General features: G+C 54.5%; 17 protein-coding genes and 1 other RNA gene. 6 read left to right on the top strand and 12 right to left on the bottom strand.

The genetic code is table 11. The features are described 5' to 3' along the window. Positions 1-19: 19 nt before the first annotated feature. Both AC2FC2_RS14320 and AC2FC2_RS14315 read right to left on the bottom strand, forming a co-directional pair. Positions 20-829: a MipA/OmpV family protein gene (locus AC2FC2_RS14320; RefSeq protein ID WP_490659433.1), complete on the bottom strand. Its 810-nt coding sequence runs from the start codon at positions 827-829 to the stop codon at positions 20-22. Between the two features lie 26 nt (positions 830-855). Next, on the bottom strand, positions 856-1,089 hold the full coding sequence (locus tag AC2FC2_RS14315; protein WP_265557029.1) for a hypothetical protein: 234 nt from the start codon (positions 1,087-1,089) through the stop codon (positions 856-858). Positions 1,090-1,278: 189 nt separating this feature from the next. Here AC2FC2_RS14315 and AC2FC2_RS14310 point away from each other — a divergent pair, with 189 nt between their 5' ends. Genes AC2FC2_RS14310 through AC2FC2_RS14300 form a run of 3 tightly spaced genes read left to right on the top strand, consistent with a single transcriptional unit; the run spans position 1,279 to position 3,890 of the window. Further along, the gene (locus AC2FC2_RS14310) at positions 1,279-1,947 is read left to right on the top strand and encodes a response regulator (protein WP_265557030.1); all 669 of its coding nucleotides are present in this window, start codon (positions 1,279-1,281) and stop codon (positions 1,945-1,947) included. Then, complete coding sequence (locus tag AC2FC2_RS14305) at positions 1,944-3,350, top strand: ATP-binding protein (protein ID WP_404760896.1); 1,407 nt, start codon at positions 1,944-1,946, stop codon at positions 3,348-3,350. The genes AC2FC2_RS14310 and AC2FC2_RS14305 overlap by 4 nt, the downstream gene beginning before the upstream one ends. Before the next feature lie 6 nt (positions 3,351-3,356). Continuing rightward, entirely contained in the window at positions 3,357-3,890 is a 534-nt protein-coding gene (locus AC2FC2_RS14300) for a GNAT family N-acetyltransferase (RefSeq protein WP_209639595.1), read from the top strand. 8 nt (positions 3,891-3,898) lie between these two features. Here the strand turns inward: AC2FC2_RS14300 and AC2FC2_RS14295 are convergent, their stop codons facing one another. The 8 genes from AC2FC2_RS14295 to AC2FC2_RS14260 all read right to left on the bottom strand — a co-directional run bounded on the left by AC2FC2_RS14295 (position 3,899) and on the right by AC2FC2_RS14260 (position 14,656). Then, positions 3,899-4,864: a quinone oxidoreductase family protein gene (locus AC2FC2_RS14295; protein ID WP_490659432.1), complete on the bottom strand. Its 966-nt coding sequence runs from the start codon at positions 4,862-4,864 to the stop codon at positions 3,899-3,901. 97 nt (positions 4,865-4,961) lie between these two features. Further along, complete coding sequence (gcvP, locus tag AC2FC2_RS14290; protein ID WP_209639589.1) at positions 4,962-7,841, bottom strand: aminomethyl-transferring glycine dehydrogenase; 2,880 nt, start codon at positions 7,839-7,841, stop codon at positions 4,962-4,964. A gap of 223 nt (positions 7,842-8,064) precedes the next feature. Then, the gene (gene gcvH, locus AC2FC2_RS14285) at positions 8,065-8,451 is read right to left on the bottom strand and encodes a glycine cleavage system protein GcvH (protein ID WP_209639586.1); all 387 of its coding nucleotides are present in this window, start codon (positions 8,449-8,451) and stop codon (positions 8,065-8,067) included. Between the two features lie 98 nt (positions 8,452-8,549). Further along, entirely contained in the window at positions 8,550-9,647 is a 1,098-nt protein-coding gene (gene gcvT, locus AC2FC2_RS14280; protein ID WP_209639582.1) for a glycine cleavage system aminomethyltransferase GcvT, read from the bottom strand. A 582-nt stretch (positions 9,648-10,229) separates the two neighbouring features. Then, on the bottom strand, positions 10,230-11,432 hold the full coding sequence (ubiI, locus tag AC2FC2_RS14275) for an FAD-dependent 2-octaprenylphenol hydroxylase (protein ID WP_265557032.1): 1,203 nt from the start codon (positions 11,430-11,432) through the stop codon (positions 10,230-10,232). Between the two features lie 86 nt (positions 11,433-11,518). Further along, positions 11,519-12,697 (bottom strand): 2-octaprenyl-6-methoxyphenyl hydroxylase, encoded by a 1,179-nt coding sequence (ubiH, locus tag AC2FC2_RS14270; RefSeq protein ID WP_404760901.1) that lies wholly within the window; start codon positions 12,695-12,697, stop codon positions 11,519-11,521. Positions 12,698-12,701: 4 nt separating this feature from the next. Continuing rightward, positions 12,702-14,015, bottom strand: a complete 1,314-nt coding sequence (pepP, locus tag AC2FC2_RS14265; protein ID WP_490659431.1) for a Xaa-Pro aminopeptidase — start codon at positions 14,013-14,015, stop codon at positions 12,702-12,704. 62 nt (positions 14,016-14,077) lie between these two features. Then, positions 14,078-14,656 (bottom strand): YecA/YgfB family protein, encoded by a 579-nt coding sequence (locus tag AC2FC2_RS14260; RefSeq protein WP_209639571.1) that lies wholly within the window; start codon positions 14,654-14,656, stop codon positions 14,078-14,080. A 321-nt stretch (positions 14,657-14,977) separates the two neighbouring features. Here AC2FC2_RS14260 and zapA point away from each other — a divergent pair, with 321 nt between their 5' ends. The 3 genes from zapA to AC2FC2_RS14245 all read left to right on the top strand — a co-directional run bounded on the left by zapA (position 14,978) and on the right by AC2FC2_RS14245 (position 16,167). Continuing rightward, positions 14,978-15,307, top strand: coding sequence for a cell division protein ZapA (zapA, locus tag AC2FC2_RS14255; RefSeq protein ID WP_012146623.1), 330 nt, complete (start codon positions 14,978-14,980; stop codon positions 15,305-15,307). Positions 15,308-15,348: 41 nt separating this feature from the next. Continuing rightward, positions 15,349-15,531: non-coding RNA, 6S RNA (ssrS, locus tag AC2FC2_RS14250), on the top strand. A gap of 27 nt (positions 15,532-15,558) precedes the next feature. After that, positions 15,559-16,167: a 5-formyltetrahydrofolate cyclo-ligase gene (locus tag AC2FC2_RS14245; RefSeq protein WP_209639568.1), complete on the top strand. Its 609-nt coding sequence runs from the start codon at positions 15,559-15,561 to the stop codon at positions 16,165-16,167. A 44-nt stretch (positions 16,168-16,211) separates the two neighbouring features. Here the strand turns inward: AC2FC2_RS14245 and serA are convergent, their stop codons facing one another. Together serA and rpiA are read right to left on the bottom strand one after the other, a co-directional pair. Beyond that, a complete protein-coding gene (gene serA / locus AC2FC2_RS14240; RefSeq protein ID WP_209639563.1) occupies positions 16,212-17,450 on the bottom strand; it encodes a phosphoglycerate dehydrogenase in 1,239 nt (412 codons plus the stop codon). 325 nt (positions 17,451-17,775) lie between these two features. After that, the gene (gene rpiA, locus AC2FC2_RS14235; RefSeq protein WP_209639560.1) at positions 17,776-18,432 is read right to left on the bottom strand and encodes a ribose-5-phosphate isomerase RpiA; all 657 of its coding nucleotides are present in this window, start codon (positions 18,430-18,432) and stop codon (positions 17,776-17,778) included. Positions 18,433-18,548: the final 116 nt, after the last annotated feature.

Genomic DNA, 18,548 nt, shown 5'->3' with positions numbered 1-18,548 from the left:
TCCTTCTCTGGTTGGGGAATCAGAAACTGTAGCTGGCGCTCAGGAAACCCACCCCTGCGGCCTTTTTCTCGACGATCGGGCTGTTCGCCGCATCACCCAACAGAGTATAGATACCGACACCGCCCTGGAAGGCAATTTCCCGCGTCAATTGATAATTCAGCGCGGTATTGAGTATCACCTGCTTCATGCCGCTGCCTGGGCGATAGGCATCAAAAGCGCTATGCTCCGCTTGTTGCTGGGTGACACCGAAATAACCACGCTGATAGCCACTGTTGGCCCACGTGGCGGTCAAATCGGCAGAGAGACTGAGCGCATCGCTTAACGGGTAAAGCGCTGCCACACCCACATCAACATAGGCAGTATGCCCCAGGTCTTCACCGCCGTAGCGACGCGCCTTGGTGGCCTGCATCCCTCTGACATACGTACGAAAGGGTTCGAATTTATAGCTCAGCTCAATACCTGCTTCAAACGCGCCCCCCAAATCCCCCATGCCTTTGAGCCGATTTTTTCGCCCTCCCAACGTTTTAATGTCTTCGTCTCGCCCACCGTCATAACCCGCCAATAAGGCAATGCCGAATGGCCCCGACAACGGCAACTGCCAGCTGGCACCGCCCAGCCCCAGGCTAAAATCTCCCCATGTTGGATTGCCATAACCGGCCTGAACATCGTACAGCGGCACCGCGCTATAAATAGACGCCCCTTGATACAACGGCGCCACCGCGATACCCCCGCTCAGCGTCAACGACGCCTTTGCTTCTTCCTGTGCGGATCCTTGTAAGGGAAATGCCATTAACAACGCCACCGCAGAATAACCCAGGGTATTTTTCACCGTATTTGCCTTATATTTAATGAGGTTTATAGCGCCACCAGGCGGCGCAATTGTTTTTTTATTCGTGGTTTAAAACGACTACAGGCATCTGAAACCACCGTCTGCAATTGGGGCCGCAAGGTTGATGAATGTGGCATTGGGCTATTTACGCCCTGAGCGTCAGCGTGAAAATGCACCGTGAACAGCACGACAAATAAGATCGCGCACAAGCGAATAAATCCGCCGGTGATAGCTAAATGTGACGCATTGCCGGTATGCATGGTGCTTACTCTGCGGTAATGATTGTGCTGAGAAGCCTACCCGAATCACAAGGACGTTCCCTTAACGTGAAATTAACGCCAGATTAAGGTTTGCTTAAGAAGGTATGGGCGAAAAGCCGTGCGGCGTTGTCTTCCCCCGACAGTTGTAGTTATATAGCCGCCAGCGTAGTGATATAAACCGGATACCACGTGAACATATTGTTAGTGGAAGACGATCTGCAATTGGGCAAAGCCCTGTGCCGTGCATTGGAGCTGGCTGGATTTGAGCTGTGCTGGGTGCGATTGGTCCATGATGCACAACATAAATTAACCCAAGGCAGCTTCGATTTAATGCTGTTGGATCTCACCCTGCCCGACGGTGACGGATTAAAAAAGCTGATCGAATGGCGCGCCGCCGGACAGAACATTCCGATCATTATTCTGACGGCCCGAGATCGCATCGAAAGCCTGGTCAATAGCCTGGACTCTGGCGCAGACGACTTCCTGGCCAAGCCTTTTGCGCTACCGGAATTAATTTCACGCGTGAAGGCGGTGAACCGTCGCATGGCGGGGTTCGCCTCCCAAACCTGGAGCCTGGGCAACCTGTATCTGGATCCGATTAACCACCAGGTCACGCTGGATGACGAACTGCTGTTGCTATCAAAAAAAGAATACCGATTACTGCATGAGCTTATGCGTTGTGCCGGCACCGTGGTACGTAAGGCCGCATTAGAACAGAGCTTATTTGGGAATGGTGACAACGTGGAAAGCAACTCCCTCGAGGTGCATATGCATAATTTGAGACGCAAAATCGGTAAGGAAAGAATTATTACCGTGCGTGGCATTGGCTATTTATTAAAAAAAGAGGGCCAGGGATGATCAGTTTTAAATCCTTTTTTATGCGCACCATCATTTTTCAGGTATTGGCGATATTATTACTTTGGGGTGTTTTGATAGGCTGGGCAAAATATCTCTATTTCCCTGACGCAGAAAAATATTTTGATAATCAGCAGCGCCTTGTTGCACGTGGCATTGCCAATATTCTTGATAAAACAGACGTTACCGACCTCAATTATATTAATATTATTAAAGATATCGAAGTCATGTATATCGACTCCATTAAAAACGGTATGCAGGATGAAATAGACTATCGCCCATTACTTGTGGTTTACGATCGCAATAATAAGATTATTTACACCTCCCCACCTCAAAAGGAACCGTTGATTCTGCCACCTTCGGTGCTGTCCGGCACCATCAGCTATGGCAACGTGAAGTGGCATATCGCCGGCAGTTGGAGCGATAAGCAGCAATTTAGGGTGATCGTCGGTGAATCCTTTGACAACCGCACCACCATTTTCGGCAATCCGGCAGAAAGCACGGCCATCCCACTGCTGGTCACGCTGGCTGCAATCATTGTCGCCCTCTTGGTTACGGCCTATTTCAGCCTGCGACCACTGCGGCAAATCGCCAGAATGATCTCTGACCGTAAACCGGGTAACTTGTCGCCGATAAATGTGCGCGCGCAATATCAGGAGATTCGCCCCATCGTTTTAGAAATTAATAAGTTGATGGGGCGTATCGACGCCGCCAACCAGCGTGAAAAACGCTTTATGGCCGATGCGGCGCACGAGCTACGTACCCCCATCGCCGCCGTGCTGGCCCAGTTGCACCTGCTGACCCAGGTAGCTGATAAAACCGAACGCCAGGAGATCATTGAAGATATGCAACACGGGCTGGATCGCGCCGCATCGCTGTCACGCCAACTGATTGACTTGGCCAAACTGGAATCGGAAGACTTCCCACTGAAGATTGAAACGGTGAACATCCACGCAGAAATCAGCAAATGCATTGCCCAGCATGTCCCTTATGCGCTGGAGAAGAACGTCGAACTCTCTCTGGATGGCAGTGAAAATGTGATGATTGAGACCGATCGCCATTCGCTGATTACGATATTCACCAATCTGCTGGAGAACGCCATTAAATATGCGCCAAACGGTGCACGAATCGAAGCTAGCATCCGATCGCTGTCGCCGCTGGGCTGCTATATTACATTGCGTGATAATGGCCCAGGTATCCGTCAGGAGTACCACAAACGGCTGTTCGAGCGCTTTTATCGTGTACCCGGCACGCAGCAGAACGGCAGCGGTCTCGGGCTCGCCATTGCGAAAAACCTGGCTGATAAAATTGGCGCGCAATTGCGGATAACCGAAGGGCTTGATGAGCGCGGCATCGGTTTTATCATTGATCTGCCGGAAAACTACCTTGCACCACGAGAGAATTAACGGACGATGACCCACCCCATTTTGCTGCAACAACATCAACTTGATTTGCTCTGGCAGATCGATCGTAGTGAAGTGATCAATACGCTCTACCGCCTGCAGGATGGCAAGTTACAGCCTTATGCCGCCCATTATGATCTGCAAGGTTGGGATCCGCACGATCGGGAAACCTATGACCCGATCCACGAACACTGCTTTGCGCACGGTGGGCACTTTTTCGCCCTGTTCGAAGAAGAGAAGATCCTTGCAGCGGCCGTGCTGGATACCCTGCCGCGCGGTCCGCGGCAGGACTTACGCCAGCTGCTGTTTTTCTACGTCAGCGCCAGCCTGCGGGGTAAAGGACTGGGCAAACGTCTGTTCAGCCATTGCCTGCACCAGGCCAAACAAGACGGCGCTCACGGGCTGTATGTCTCTTCTATTCCAAGTAAAAACACCGTGGATTTTTACCTGTCGCAGGGTTGCCAGTTAATGACTCAACCCGATGCAGAACTGTTCGCCCGCGAACCGGAAGATATTCACCTGGCCTGCTATAGCAGCCCGTAGCAGGCTGTTTATCTGGCAATGCGGATCACCGAACGCACGTCGCTTTTCTTATTAAGATCCCAGACGTCGGCGATCTCGGATAAATCGTGTTCCTGAGTCTCAACCGAGATCTCCCCCGCAGATGCCAACGCCAGGATCTCACTGGCATATCTCTGCATTTCAGCCACCGGTGGGAAATTACCGGTACCGCTGCCCATGATCTGTAATTGATTACTGCGCAGTACCGCCGCAGGCAACCGAATGTCCGGCCCCGCCATCGAACCAACGTTGACCAAACGGATGCCGCGTCCGCCCGCGTAAGAAGACAAATCGTGGTTATTGAGCGTCGCAAGCAATGCTTCTGTGGCGGGGCCCCAGATGTAATCGACAATAACCTGATAGCCATTGGGTCCCGCGGCGGCAGCAAAAGCCTGCACCAACTCCGCCCCTTCCAGTGAAAGATCGACCGTGGCATCCACACCCAATGCATCCAGCACGCTCTGGCGACGGCCGGCGGCGACAATACGGCCCGCGCCAGCCTGACGTGCAGCCGCCACCGCCAGTTTGCCTGAAGTGCCAGTCGCGCCAATAATCAGCACCGTTTCGCCCGCCTGAACCTCAGCGCGCCAGTGCAGCGGCAGCCAGGCAGCGAACGCCGGATTAATCAATGCGGCTGCGGTAGCATCATCCACGCCCTTTGGCACAGGTACGGTCCAGGAAGCCACGGTACGTTCGGCTAACGCGCCATGCGGCTGGCGGAAAGAGGCAAAGTACACCCGCTGGCCGTCGGGTGTATAACCCACACCATCGGTACCCGGCACGATCGGCAGGCGCTTCGGGCTGGAATAATGAGTACCTGCCACCATGGCACGATCGAGCTGTTTAATGCCGGCGACACTCACCGTGATCAGCGTTTCGCCTTCGCGTGCGGTCGGTTCATCCACATTACCGGCCACCGGTGCCTGGCCCAGGATGTTTACAATAGCTGCTTTCATCATTGCTCCTTATTCCGTTCGAGTTACCCTGCGACGACAATAAAAAAAGGACACTGCATCATGCAGTGTCCCTTGAATGTCCGCTTTGCCGAACGTGTTATTCGTATTCGCTCATTGGTACGCAAGAACAGAACAGGTTACGGTCGCCGTAGACGTCATCCAGACGCTTCACGCTCGGCCAGTATTTGTTCTCACGCACACCCGCGATAGGGAACACGGCCAGTTCACGGCTGTAGGCATGCTGCCAATCGCTGACCAGCTCAGCCTGAATGTGTGGCGCGTTCACCAGCGGGTTGTCTTCCAGTGGCCATTCACCTTTGGCTACCCGATCAATCTCGCTACGGATAGCCAGCATCGCGTCGATAAAGCGATCCAGCTCCACTTTGCTTTCTGATTCGGTTGGCTCAACCATCAACGTACCCGCCACCGGGAACGACATGGTCGGTGCATGGAAACCGTAGTCAATCAGACGTTTGGCAATATCCATTTCGCTGATGCCGGTCTCTTCCTTCAGAGGGCGAATGTCGAGAATACATTCATGTGCCACGCGGTGATCACGGCCAGTATACAGCACTGGATAAGCCTCTTTCAGGCGAGTCGCTATATAGTTGGCATTCAGAATCGCGACCTGGCTCGCTTGCTTCAACCCTTCCGCGCCCATCATACGGATATACATCCAGCTGATTGGCAGAATCGAGGCGCTGCCGAACGGTGCTGCAGAAACTGCGCCCTGTTGGGTTGTCACACCGTCAATTTGCACCACGCTGTGGCCCGGTACAAAAGGTGCCAGGTGTGCTTTCACGCCAATTGGTCCCATGCCTGGGCCGCCGCCGCCGTGCGGAATACAGAAGGTTTTATGCAGGTTAAGGTGTGAAACATCCGCACCGATATACCCTGGGGTGGTGATACCCACCTGGGCATTCATGTTGGCACCGTCAAGGTAAACCTGGCCGCCGAACTGATGGACGATCTGGCACACCTCACGGATGGTTTCTTCATACACGCCGTGGGTCGACGGGTACGTCACCATGATACAAGACAGCTCTTCACCTGCTTGTTCTGCCTTGATGCGCAGATCGTGCAGATCAATGTTGCCATTCTTGTCGCAAGCCACCACGACCACACTCATGCCTGCCATTTGAGCAGAAGCCGGGTTGGTACCGTGGGCAGAGCTTGGGATCAGGCAGATATGACGGCCCGCTTCGTTACGGCTTTCATGGTAACGGCGGATTGCCAGCAGACCGGCGTATTCACCCTGTGCACCTGAGTTCGGTTGCATGCAGACCGCATCATAACCGGTTAATTGCACCAACCATTGTGACAGTTGGCCGATCATCTGCTGATAACCTGCCGCCTGCTCTGGTGGGCAGAACGGGTGCAGTTCGGAGAATTCAGGCCAGGTAATCGGAATCATTTCCGCAGCGGCGTTCAGTTTCATGGTGCATGAACCCAGTGGGATCATCGCCTGATTGAGCGCCAAGTCTTTACGTTCCAGGCGATGCATATAACGCATCATCTCGGTTTCGCTGTGGTAGCGGTTGAAGACAGGGTGGGTCAGGATTGGCTCCTGACGCAGCATACCGGCCGGGATCGACTGGCTGCTTTTGCTCACTGCCGCATCCAGCGCGTCAATGTCCAGGCCGTGGTTGTCGCCGGCCAGCAAGGCGAACAGGGTCTGCACGTCTTCACGTGAGGTGGCTTCATCCAGTGTGATACCTACTGCGCCGTGAATATCGGTGCGTAAGTTGATACCGAAGCTCAACGCGCGTTCCAGGACCGCAGCCTTGTCTTTCACTTCCACGGTCAGGGTGTCGAACCAGGTTTTGTGGCGCAGTTGCAGGCCGGCCTTTTGCAGCCCAGCAGCCAAAATGTCGGTCAGGCGATGAATGCGCCCGGCGATACGCTGCAGGCCCTGTGGGCCGTGGTACACCGCATACAGGCTGGCGATGTTGGCCAGCAGAACCTGCGATGTACAGATATTCGAGTTGGCTTTCTCGCGACGAATGTGTTGCTCACGGGTTTGCATCGCCATACGCAGCGCTGTGTTACCGGCAGCATCGCGTGAAACCCCAATGATACGGCCCGGCATCGAGCGTTTGAACTCATCCCGACAAGAGAAGAAAGCAGCATGTGGCCCACCGTAGCCCATAGGGACACCAAAGCGCTGCGCGGAACCGAATACCACGTCTGCGCCCTGCTTGCCCGGTGCAGTCAGCAACACCAACGCCATAATGTCAGCGGCCACGCTGGTGACAATCTTGCGGTTTTTCAGTTCGGCCAGCAGTGCGCTGTAATCGTGCAGTTCACCGGTGGTGCCAACCTGTTGCAGCAGTACGCCAAACACACCCTGCAACTCCAGTACTTTTTCAGCTTTATCGACGATAACTTCAAAGCCAAAGGTTTCAGCACGGGTGCGTACAACGTCCAGCGTCTGAGGATGTACGTCATCAGCGACGAAGAAACGGTTAGCGTCTTTCAGCTTGCTGGCGCGCTTGGCCAACGCCATCGCTTCGGCAGCGGCGGTGGCTTCGTCCAGCAATGAAGCGGATGCCAGATCCAGACCGGTCAGATCAAGGGTCACGGTTTGGAAGTTCAGCAGCGCCTCAAGACGGCCCTGTGACACTTCCGGCTGATAAGGGGTATAAGCGGTGTACCAGCCTGGGTTTTCCAGCATGTTACGCAGGATCACCGGTGGCGTCAGCACCGCGCTGTAACCCATACCGATATAGGATTTGTAGCGCTGATTCTGAGAGGCAATCGCCTTCAGTTCTGCCAACGCCTGATGTTCAGTAGCCGCATCACCCACCGGCGGCGGCGCAGGCAGTTGAATGTCTGCCGGCACAATCTGTTGGATCAGCGCGTTGAGCGAGCGTGCGCCCACCGCTTCCAGCAACTGCTGCTGTTGTTCTGCAGAAGAGCCGATATGGCGTTCGATGAACGCTTCGCTGTGTTCAAGTTGGCTGAGTGTCTGAGTCATTGCTACAAATTCCTGAATTCTGGCGTGGTACGGGATATAGCCTGTTCTATAACTAAAACGCCTTCCTATTAAGACCCTAGGTCAAGGCGTTACATACTCAATGGATTTCAAGTTGCCGCGAGGCGACCAGTTTGCTTATCCCCAGTGGCTTACTTTAGTCAGCTACTGGGGTAAGCATGTGCAGATAACAACGCTGCAGCTTGAAAGACGAAGAGTATGCCGATTACTCGTCGATAGAGGCCTGGTAAGCACCGGCATCAAGCAGGTTAGCCAGTTCACTTTCGTCTGACGCTTTAATCTGGAACAGGAAACCTTCACCGTAAGGCTCGCTGTTCACCAGCTCCGGGGAACCTTCCAGTTCAACGTTTACCGCAACGATTTCACCGCTGATTGGCGAATAAATGTCCGAGGCCGCTTTGACAGATTCAGCCACGGCGCAATCTTCGCCAGCGGCCACAACACGGCCCACTTCTGGCAAATCAACAAACACCATGTCGCCCAGCAGTTCCTGCGCGTGTTCGGTGATACCTACGGTGTAAACGCCGTTACCTTCTGAACGAACCCATTCGTGTGAGGACGCATATTTCAATTCTGTTGGCACATTGCTCATAGCCAGCTACTCCTTCGAAGAAATAATTTCCCTGCGTCTTTCACACCGCAGCGTTGTTGGCCGCAGCGCAAAATCCATGGGGAATAACCAATAAAAAATTAATGAGTCAGGGGCTTACCGGCACGCACAAACCCAGGTTTGGTGACCTTAACCGGCATTTCGCGGTTGCGGATCTGTACGATGGCCTGTTCGCCGATGCCTGCAGGGACGCGGGCCAGGGCAATACTGAAGCCCAGGGTCGGCGAGAATGAGCCGCTGGTGATCACCCCTTCGTGCGTCTGGCCTGCCGCATCAGTGAAACGCACCGGCAGCTCATTACGTAATACGCCTTTTTCCGTCATGATCAAGCCGACCAGTTGCTCGGTGCCCAATTCACGCTGTTTTTCCAGCGCGTCGCGGCCGATGAACTGACGATCTTCCGGCTGCCAGGCAATGGTCCAGCCCATGTTGGCGGCCAATGGCGAAATGCCTTCGTCCATCTCTTGCCCGTACAGATTCATGCCGGCTTCCAGACGCAGCGTGTCGCGTGCGCCCAGGCCCGCCGGCTTAACGCCAGCCGCCAGCAGTTTCTGCCAGAAGTCCACAACCTGCTCTTTTGGCAGCGCAATTTCATAACCCGCTTCGCCGGTATAACCGGTGGTCGCGATAAACAGATCCCCGGCCTGTACGCCGAAGAACGGCTTCATGCCTTCAACGGCGTTTTTTTGTTCTGGGGTAAATAAGGTGCCGGCACGCTCTTTGGCCTGTGGGCCTTGCACCGCAACCAGCGCCAAATCGTCACGCACCGTCAGGGCTACGCCGTACGGAGCGGCATGCTCTTCGATCCAGGCCAGGTCTTTGTCGCGCGTGGCGGAGTTCACCACCAGGCGGAAATAATCTTCAGTAAGGAAGTAAACGATCAGGTCGTCGATCACGCCGCCGGACGCATTCAACATGCCGGTGTACAGCGCTTTACCCGGTTGGGTGAGCTTGGCAACATCGTTTGCCAACAGGTAACGCAGGAACTCGCGGGTACGGGCACCGCGCAGATCTACAATGGTCATATGGGAGACGTCAAACATACCGGCATCCTGACGCACGGCGTGGTGCTCATCGATCTGGGAACCGTAATGCAGTGGCATCATCCAGCCATGAAAATCTACCATACGCGCACCGCACGCCACGTGCTGGTCGTACAATGGGGTTTGCTTTGCCATCTTTTCCCTCACTCCACAAATCCCCGCAATAATTCAAACCGCCGCGCTGTTGGCTGCTCTTCTCACCCGAATCACCTACTCATGCAAGCTCATCGTGCTCGATCGGTTGCCGCCGCGATACAACTCGAATTATTTAGGGTATTTAACATTACGATGATAGCGCCCAAAGACGGCTAACCGCCGTGACGCAAACGATACCTTTGCCCTGACGTTAGCACCGAACGCCCCCATTAACCATAAGATAAAATAGGTTTGGCGTCGTTCAGGGGCAGTAAAATACCGGGCTAGTGTGCAGAGTTTTTGACTGGAAAAATGCGCTTTAAGGCACAAAACCAACAATTAAAGCACCAAAAATCCAAAGTTATATAACAAACCCACGGTCGGATGCGGAATTTCGACTTTTGATAACCGAACATTGAATTAGAAAAACTAATGCTAAAATCGGCATGAAATTAGATTATTTCAAATGAAGAGTGATATAAGAAAAAGCGATGGGTAAAAGGCACAGGGTTATGCCTTCGAGATCGACGTTAATGCGGGGAAATGAGGCAGAGAGGCCTGATGACCTCTCTCAGAATACGGTCAGGCCAACCACTCCGGCAGATCGTTCAGGCCCATCGCCTGACGTACCAGCTTAGGCTTCACGCCTGGCAGGCTGTCGGCGAGGCGTAGCCCAACATCACGCAGCAGTTTCTTCGCGGGGTGGTTGCCATCGAACAGCTCGCGGAACCCCTGCATGCTGGCCAGCATGACCGCCGCGCCGTGCTTACGGCGGCGCTCATAGCGACGCAGATACAGATGCTGACCAATGTCTTTGCCCTGACGTTGCAAACGGCGCAGTTCGGCAATCAGCTCCGCTGCATCCATAAAGCCCAGGTTGACCCCTTGACCCGCCAACGGATGCACAGTGTGTGCCGCATCCCCCACCAACGCCAAACGGTGTGCAGCAAAGCTGCGCGCGTAACGCCCGGTCAACGGGAAGGTCTGACGTTCGCTTTCCAGGGTACAGGTACCGAGACGCAAATCAAACGCCATCGCCAGCTCACGGTCGAACTGCTCTGGTTCCAATTTTTTCAGGCGTTCAGCCTCTTCCGGCGACACCGACCAAACGATCGAGCTTAAATGCGGATCGTTGAACGGCAGAAACGCCAGGATGCCATCGCCATGAAACACCTGCCGCGCCGTCGCCAAATGTGGCTCCTCGGTACGGATGGTGGCGACCAGCGCATGATGACGGTAGTCCCAGAAGGTCAAAGGAATATCGGCATGCTGGCGCAGCCAGGAATGGGCTCCGTCGGCGCCAATCACCAGCCGGGCGGTCAGCATGCGGCCATCCTCCAGCGTGATAAAAGCGTCGTTTTCGCCCCAGGCGACTTGCTTGAGCTTGGCTGGGGTAATCAGCGTAACATCACTCAAGCTTTCCGCCCGCTTCCACAAGGCTTGTTGAATCACTGTGTTTTCAATGATATGACCGAGATGGCTAAAGCCACACTCATCGCCACGGAAGGCAATCTTGCCGAAACTGTCGCGATCCCACACTTCCATCGCGTTATAGGCGCTGGCACGCAGGTTGAGGATCTCGTCCCACACGCCAATGTGTTGCAGCAGACGCTCGCTCGCAGCGTTGATAGCGGATACACGCAGCGCTGGCTGTGGCTGCAGCGGCGTCATATCTGGCTGCTGGTGCTCCAGCACGGCAACGCGCAGGCCACTGCCCTGCAAACCGCAGGCCATTGCCAACCCCACCATACCGCCACCGGCGATAACCACGTCAAATGATTGCATGCTGCTTAATTTCCTTAAATGACTCGCTATGCAGCCATTGCACAGCGATGTGGGCGTAGCACGCTACGCCCTTACTTAGACACCGCTTAACGATCTACCCAGCCCAACGTTCGCTTGGCAAAGGCATCTCGCACAGCCGGTAACTGGGCCATTGCCATCAGGCCCAGATTGCGCCCCACGACCAAGGGAGCGTAACGATTGGCAAACAACCGGATCAAACCGTCGGTCACGCCAATGGTCGCCTGCTGATCTTGCTGTCGCCGTTGTTGATAACGGCTCAACAACGCATAACCGCCGGGATCTTCCCCTGCATGCTGCGCTTCTGCCAGCGTTTCCGCCAGAGACATCACGTCACGCAGGCCAAGATTGAACCCCTGACCGGCGATCGGATGCAACGTCTGTGCGGCATTACCCACCAGCGCCAGACGATGGCTGACATGCTGATTGGCCGTCAGCAGGCTGAGCGGATAGCTGTGACGTTTGCCGGCGCGAAGAATACGCCCCAACCGCCAGCCAAACGCCTGCTGTAATTCACTGATAAAACGCGCATCGTCCCAGGCATCGACCTGTTGGCGATCCTCACGCGCGTGACACCACACCAGTGAGCTGCGCCCCTGGGACATGGGCAACAGCGCCAATGGCCCATGGCGGGTGAAACGTTCAAAGGCACGCCCCTGTGGATCTTCTGCGGTCGTGACGTTGGCAATGGTGGCAAACTGCGGGTATTCACGCTGCTGCCATTGCAGATTACAGGCCTGCGCCAGTGCCGAACGCGAACCGTCCGCCGCTACCAGCAGTTTCCCGCTGATACGCTGACCGTTATCCAGCAGCACTTCTGCCTGCTCTGCCGTGCGCACCACATCAACCACTTTGGCTGGGCAGTGCAGCGTGACGCCCGGCGCCTTGGCCAGCAGTGCAAATAGCCGTTGGCCTGCGTCGTGCAGCTCGATCACCTGCCCCAGTGCATCAACCTGGTAATCTTGCGCATATAAATTAACGAACCCGGCGTGGCCGCGATCGCTAACGTGCACCTGGGTGATGGCTGTCGCACAGTCACGCAGCGCCGGCCAAACACCAATGCGCGTCAACTGCTGGCAGGTGCCCTGCGCCAAAGCAATAGCGCGGGCGTCGAACCCCGGGTGGCTGCGATCGTCCGGCCGGGTCGCTTCGACCAAATCAACCGCCAATCGTCCCTGAGTAAGCGACGAGATAGCCAGCGCCAGGGTCGCGCCCGCCATGCCGCCACCAACGATAATTACGCTCATGCGATTACCTTGCCGCCGCCATCAGGGCTTCAATGGCGTCGGCGTCTTTCACTACGCTGGCGGTCAAGTTCTCATTGCCGTTAGCGGTGATCAAAATGTCGTCTTCGATGCGAATGCCCAGACCACGGTATTCTTCCGGCACGTCAGCATCCGGTGCGATATACAGCCCAGGCTCGACGGTAAACACCATGCCTGGTTCAAGCGTACGGTCGCGGTTTGGCGTACCGTAATGCCCGACGTCGTGCACATCCAGCCCCAACCAGTGGCCAAGCCCATGCATGTAGAACTGACGATGCGCCTGTTCGGCGATCAGCTGCTCGACGTCACCTTTCAAGATCCCCAGCTCAACCAGCCCGGTGATCATGATGCGCACGACCTCATCATTGACCTCACGGATGCTGGTGCCCGGTTTGAACAACGCCAGGGCTCGCGTCAACGACGCCAGCACAATGTCATACACCGCACGTTGTGGCCGGCTGAATTTGCCGTTGACCGGGAAGGTACGGGTAATGTCGCCCGCATAGCCTTTATATTCACAACCCGCATCGACCAGTACCAGGTCCCCATCACGCAATTCACTTTCGTTCTCGGTGTAGTGCAGGATGCAGGCGTTTTCACCCCCGCCGACGATGGTGTTATAAGACGGGTAACGGGCACCGAAGCGGGTAAATTCGTGATGAATTTCCGCCTCAAGCTGATACTCGAACATCCCGGGGCGGCATTTCTGCATCGCGCGGGTATGGGCCAATGCACTGATTTCGCCAGCCCGGCGCATTATCGCCATCTCTTCAGACGATTTGAACAGGCGCATTTCATGCACCCATGGACGCCAGTCAGTCAGGGTCGCCGGTGCCTGCAGGTTTTGGCGGAATCCCTTACGCAGCGTGTCCAGCGCAATGAACAGGATCTGATCGGCATAGGCATATTGACCCTGCGCGTGGTAAACCACGTCCAGTCCATTGAGCAGCAGGGGTAATTGCTCGTTGATTTCATCGAACGACAGCGCACGATCTACGCCCAGCTTCGCCGGGGCAGCATCTTGTCCCAGGCGGCGGCCAAACCAGATTTCCGCCGTCAGATCACGCACGCGGTTAAACAGTACGCTGTGGTTATGCGTCTCGTCGCTCTTCACCAGAATCAACACCGCTTCCGGCTCGTTGAAACCAGTCAGATACCAGAAATCGCTGTTCTGACGGTAAGGGTATTCTGTGTCTGCACTGCGCGTTGCTTCCGGCGCAGAGAAAATAATTGCCGCGCTGGCCGGAGCCATTTTCGCCAACAGCGCCTGACGGCGGCTGTTGAATTCCTGCTGAGTCATCACCTTCTCCTGAAATCAATCTGCCTGTGCTCACGGCCATTTAAGGACGTGAATTCGGATGTTTAGTGCAAGGTCGGCTTGGCATTTTCCGGTGCCGTTGGTTTGCGGCGGGTAAATTCGGTATGGCATAAAATGGCGGCGACACGAACGTACTCCACCACTTCTTCCAGAGAGTGCTCAAGCTCTTCCTGATCTTCGTCTTCGTCATAACCGAGCTGGGCGATATTGCGCAGATCGTCGATCGCCTCACCCACTTCGTCTTTCACCTGGGCCAATTTCGGCTGCATCATGCCGAGCCCAAGCAGGAAATGATTTACCCAACCGGCCAATGCATCCGCGCGGTCGAACACGCTGACCGTTTCGCCTTCCGGCATCATCAGTTGGAACATGAAATCGTCGTCTTCTAAGGTTTCACGCGTAATTTCATAAAGTTGCTGCAACGGCAAGCTCAGTGCCTGCGGGAAGGCCACGCCTTCATTCGTCAGATCATAGACCAGAGATTGCCAGCCAGCGTCTTGGCTGCCACCGCACAACAGGCCGCTGAGCAGGCCGTGCATTTCTGCTGCGGTTAATGCCACCGCTTGCTGGTTAAGAGCAACGGTCAAAGATTGGTAACTTGGAAATGTATTCTGTATAGACATGCGCATTCGTCATCGTTGGCAGGATAAGTTCGTGTTATGCTACCACCAAGGTCCGTCGCTGTACCAGATAAGCGCGACACCTCAGTGGCTAGTTATAATCGTGATGTGTCAGATCTCACACACTGCCGGCAAGGATCAAAATGATGCTAAATACGCATTTTGAAACCCTTTTTTGACTGGTAATGTCTGTCGCAGTAGATTACAACCAGGTACTGAAAAAGGGGTTGTATCTTGGTACCGAGGTATATATAGTGGCGCCCGCTTTGGTTGGCCCGGTAAGGGTAGGCTGGGGCTGGCGCGAAATTTAGGCAGGAAGGTGGCATGTCTGCACAACCAGTAGATATTCAAATTTTTGGTCGCTCTTTAAGAGTCAATTGCCCGCCAGAACAACAAGATGCGTTGAACATGGCCGCGGTCGATCTTAACGAACGGTTGCAAGATCTTAAAGTTCGCACTAGAGTCACAAATACTGAGCAGCTCGTTTTCATCGCAGCATTGAACGTTTGTCACGAACTTGCTCAAGAACGGTTGAAAACCCGTGATTATGCGTCCAATATGGAACAACGCATTCGTATGCTGCAACAGACCATTGAACAAGCGTTGCTTGAACAAGGTCGCATCTCTGAACGTCAGGATGCACAATTCGAATAACTTAAGTTGCTGAGATCCAAGGTTTCGGCAACGAGTAAAAAATTTCTCTGAGATGTTCGCCAGCGGGCCAGTCCCCTGAGCCGATATTTAGTACCAACAGAATGTGATGATCCGCGATCGGTGTGCATGCTCGGCCCGCCGAGAAGCCTTAAGATTGCGACAGCACGTTCACCTTGAACCATGGGTTCAAGGGTTACAGCCTGCGACGGCATCTCGGAGATTCCCCTTCCTCAGCGGTAAGTGTGCTGACTATGTCCTTTCAAGCCCAATATGCCCAACAGCGGCAAAATATCCGACAGCAAATCCGCCAACGTCGACGTGCTTTAACACCAGAACAACAACACAACTTTGCCCAGCAAACAGCCGAACGCATTGCGGCACATCCGCGTATTCTGGCAGCGCAAAGCGTCGCGGTATTTTTATCCTTTGATGGTGAGCTGGACACGCGTCCGCTGATTGAACGGTTATGGCAGTCAGGCAAGCGGGTTTATCTGCCCGTGCTGCATCCGTTCAGCCCCGGCAATCTGCTGTTCCTGCGCTATACCCCGGAAACGCCGCTGGCTAGCAACCGCTTCAATATCCGTGAGCCACAACTCGACGTGCGCCACGTGCTGCCTTTAAATTCGTTAGACGTGGTGCTAACGCCATTGGTGGCATTTGACAGCACAGGCCAGCGGTTAGGGATGGGCGGCGGCTTCTACGATCGCACCTTGCAAAACTGGCAGCAAACTGGCCCTTACCCCATCGGGTTAGCCCATGACTGCCAACAAGTGGAACAGATACCGGTGGAACATTGGGATATCCCGCTGCCGGAAATCGTGACCCCGTCGCAGAATTGGGCTTGGCAGATAGCGCAATAGCAAAAGGCCGGATAAATCCGGCCTTTGGGTTACAACGTTTTCAATCAGAGCAGCAAGCGAGAACGGATGGTGCCGGCAATTGCCTTCATACGTTGCAGTGCAGCGTCGGCACGTTCGGTTTCCGCGTCAATGTCGATGACCACGTAGCCGATTTCCGGGCCAGTTTGCAGGTACTGCGCAGCAATGTTCACCCCTTCTTCCGCGAAAATCTGGTTAATTTGCGTCAGTATGCCAGGGCGGTTTTCATGAATATGCAGCAGGCGGCTTACGTTAGCACTGTGTGCAGGCAACGACACTTCAGGGAAGTTGACCGCAGACAGCGTCGAGCCGTTGTCGGAGTATTTCGCCAGTTTGCCTGCGACTTCGTCACCGATATTTTCCTGCGCTTCCTGAGTCGAACCGCCAATGTGCGGGGTCAGGATCACATTATCGAACTCGCACAGCGGTGAGTTAAACGGCTCGCTGTTGGTAGCTGGCTCTTCCGGGAACACGTCAATCGCCGCGCCGGCTAAGTGTTTGCTGGCCAGTACGTTACACAGCGCAGGGATATCAACCACAGTGCCGCGTGAGGCGTTGATCAGAATAGAACCTGGCTTCATCAGCGCCAGCTCTTCTGCACCCATCATGTTCTTGGTCGACGGAGTTTCCGGCACGTGCAGCGTCACTACGTCGCTCATGTTGAGCAAATCGGACAGGTGGCGAACCTGCTGTGCATTACCTAATGGCAGCTTGTTCTCAATATCGTAAAAGAACACTTTCATGCCCAGGCCTTCGGCCAGGATGCCCAACTGGGTACCGATATGACCGTAGCCAATAATTCCCAGCTTCTTGCCACGCGCTTCAAACGAGCCAACGGCCAGTTTTTGCCATTCACCCCGGTGCGCTTTGGCGTTAGCGGACGGAATACCGCGCAGCATCAGCAGCAGTTCGCCCAGCACCATTTCGGCCACGGATCGGGTATTAGAGAAAGGTGCGTTAAACACCGGAACGCCGCGTTTGGTCGCCGCTTTCAGATCAACCTGGTTAGTACCGATACAGAAACACCCCACCGCCACCAGCTTTTCTGCGGCAGCGAAAACCTCTTCGGTCAGATGCGTACGCGATCGGATGCCGACGAAGTGAGCATCGCGAATGGATGCCTTAAGCGATTCGGTGTCTAACGCACCTTTGTGATATTCAATGTTGGTATATCCGGCTGCCAGCAGATTATCTACCGTGCTCTGATGAACCCCTTCCACCAACAGGAATTTAATCCTGTCTTTCTCCAATGATACTTTTGCCATTTACCCGACCCTATGTTCAGACTTCAGAAGCGGCTGTTGTCAAACAGCACCCATCCAACATAACAAAAATAACGCAGGCGGCAATACAAACGATTGCCCGCCCGCCAGTACAAGGCTCAGGGTTGTCGGCGGTTTCTGGTAGAAAATGCCATAGGGAAAGAATTAGACAGGAGCTTCGTGGAGCTAACGCTCATAATGTGACATATGTCACCAAATTTGGCGCTTTTAATAAAAGATATTTTAGCCAGTGAATTATTCGGTCTGGTGGGATCCAAGATCCTATACCACAGGGGCACTGCCTGCTGCGCCCCTGCGGAGAGATTCTTTATTTGATGACTTTCACACCCTCAGGTGTCCCAACCAGCGCCACATCGGCACCACGGTTGGCGAACAGACCGACAGTGACAACGCCGGCAATACCGTTAATTTTATTTTCCAACGCAATGGCATCGACGATGTTCAGGTTATGTACATCGAGGATCACGTTGCCGTTATCGGTCAGTACATTCTGGCGATACTCTGGCAGACCGCCCAGTTTCACCAGCTCACGTGCGACGTAGGAACGCGCCATCGGGATCACTTCCACGGGCAACGGGAATTTACCCAGTACGTCGACCTGCTTGGTCGAATCGACGATACAGATAAACTTACGCGCAATGGCGGCAATGATTTTTTCACGCGTCAGCGCAGCGCCGCCGCCTTTGATCATCTGCATCTGGCGGTTGATTTCATCGGCCCCATCGACATAGATATCCAGCGAATCCACTTCATTGCTGTCGAACACGTGGATGCCGAGGCTTTTCAGCTTGGCCGTGGAAGCGTCAGAGCTGGACACCGCCCCTTCGATTTGGTGCTTGATCGAGCCGAGTGCATCAATAAAATGGGCGGCGGTCGAGCCCGTGCCAACACCGACGATGGTGCCTGGGGTAACGTAATCCAGCGCTGCCCAGCCCACCGCTTTTTTCAGTTCATCCTGCGTCATAATATGTCCCTTGCCTCTGTACGAAAACGTGTGCGTATTATAGGGTAAATCGCTATTTTTCACTCAGGCAGGATCACACTTCTTTGCCCTAAGCCGCATTTTTAGGCGCATCGCGG

It is taken from the genome of Serratia sp. CoH_122_TC_1, assembly GCF_058191755.1.
This window is presented reverse-complemented; position numbering and strand designations above follow the sequence as displayed.

Bases quoted from the DNA above. Each gene is read 5' to 3' on its own strand.
- AC2FC2_RS14315 (WP_265557029.1), bottom strand. From the start codon at position 1,089: ATGCATACCGGCAATGCGTCACATTTAGCTATCACCGGCGGATTTATT.
- AC2FC2_RS14305 (WP_404760896.1), top strand. From the start codon at position 1,944: ATGATCAGTTTTAAATCCTTTTTTATGCGCACCATCATTTTTCAGGTA.
- AC2FC2_RS14300 (WP_209639595.1), top strand. From the start codon at position 3,357: ATGACCCACCCCATTTTGCTGCAACAACATCAACTTGATTTGCTCTGG.
- AC2FC2_RS14295 (WP_490659432.1), bottom strand. From the start codon at position 4,864: ATGAAAGCAGCTATTGTAAACATCCTGGGCCAGGCACCGGTGGCCGGT.
- gcvP (WP_209639589.1), bottom strand. From the start codon at position 7,841: ATGACTCAGACACTCAGCCAACTTGAACACAGCGAAGCGTTCATCGAA.
- gcvH (WP_209639586.1), bottom strand. From the start codon at position 8,451: ATGAGCAATGTGCCAACAGAATTGAAATATGCGTCCTCACACGAATGG.
- gcvT (WP_209639582.1), bottom strand. From the start codon at position 9,647: ATGGCAAAGCAAACCCCATTGTACGACCAGCACGTGGCGTGCGGTGCG.
- ubiI (WP_265557032.1), bottom strand. From the start codon at position 11,432: ATGCAATCATTTGACGTGGTTATCGCCGGTGGCGGTATGGTGGGGTTG.
- ubiH (WP_404760901.1), bottom strand. From the start codon at position 12,697: ATGAGCGTAATTATCGTTGGTGGCGGCATGGCGGGCGCGACCCTGGCG.
- pepP (WP_490659431.1), bottom strand. From the start codon at position 14,015: ATGACTCAGCAGGAATTCAACAGCCGCCGTCAGGCGCTGTTGGCGAAA.
- AC2FC2_RS14260 (WP_209639571.1), bottom strand. From the start codon at position 14,656: ATGTCTATACAGAATACATTTCCAAGTTACCAATCTTTGACCGTTGCT.
- zapA (WP_012146623.1), top strand. From the start codon at position 14,978: ATGTCTGCACAACCAGTAGATATTCAAATTTTTGGTCGCTCTTTAAGA.
- AC2FC2_RS14245 (WP_209639568.1), top strand. From the start codon at position 15,559: ATGTCCTTTCAAGCCCAATATGCCCAACAGCGGCAAAATATCCGACAG.
- serA (WP_209639563.1), bottom strand. From the start codon at position 17,450: ATGGCAAAAGTATCATTGGAGAAAGACAGGATTAAATTCCTGTTGGTG.
- rpiA (WP_209639560.1), bottom strand. From the start codon at position 18,432: ATGACGCAGGATGAACTGAAAAAAGCGGTGGGCTGGGCAGCGCTGGAT.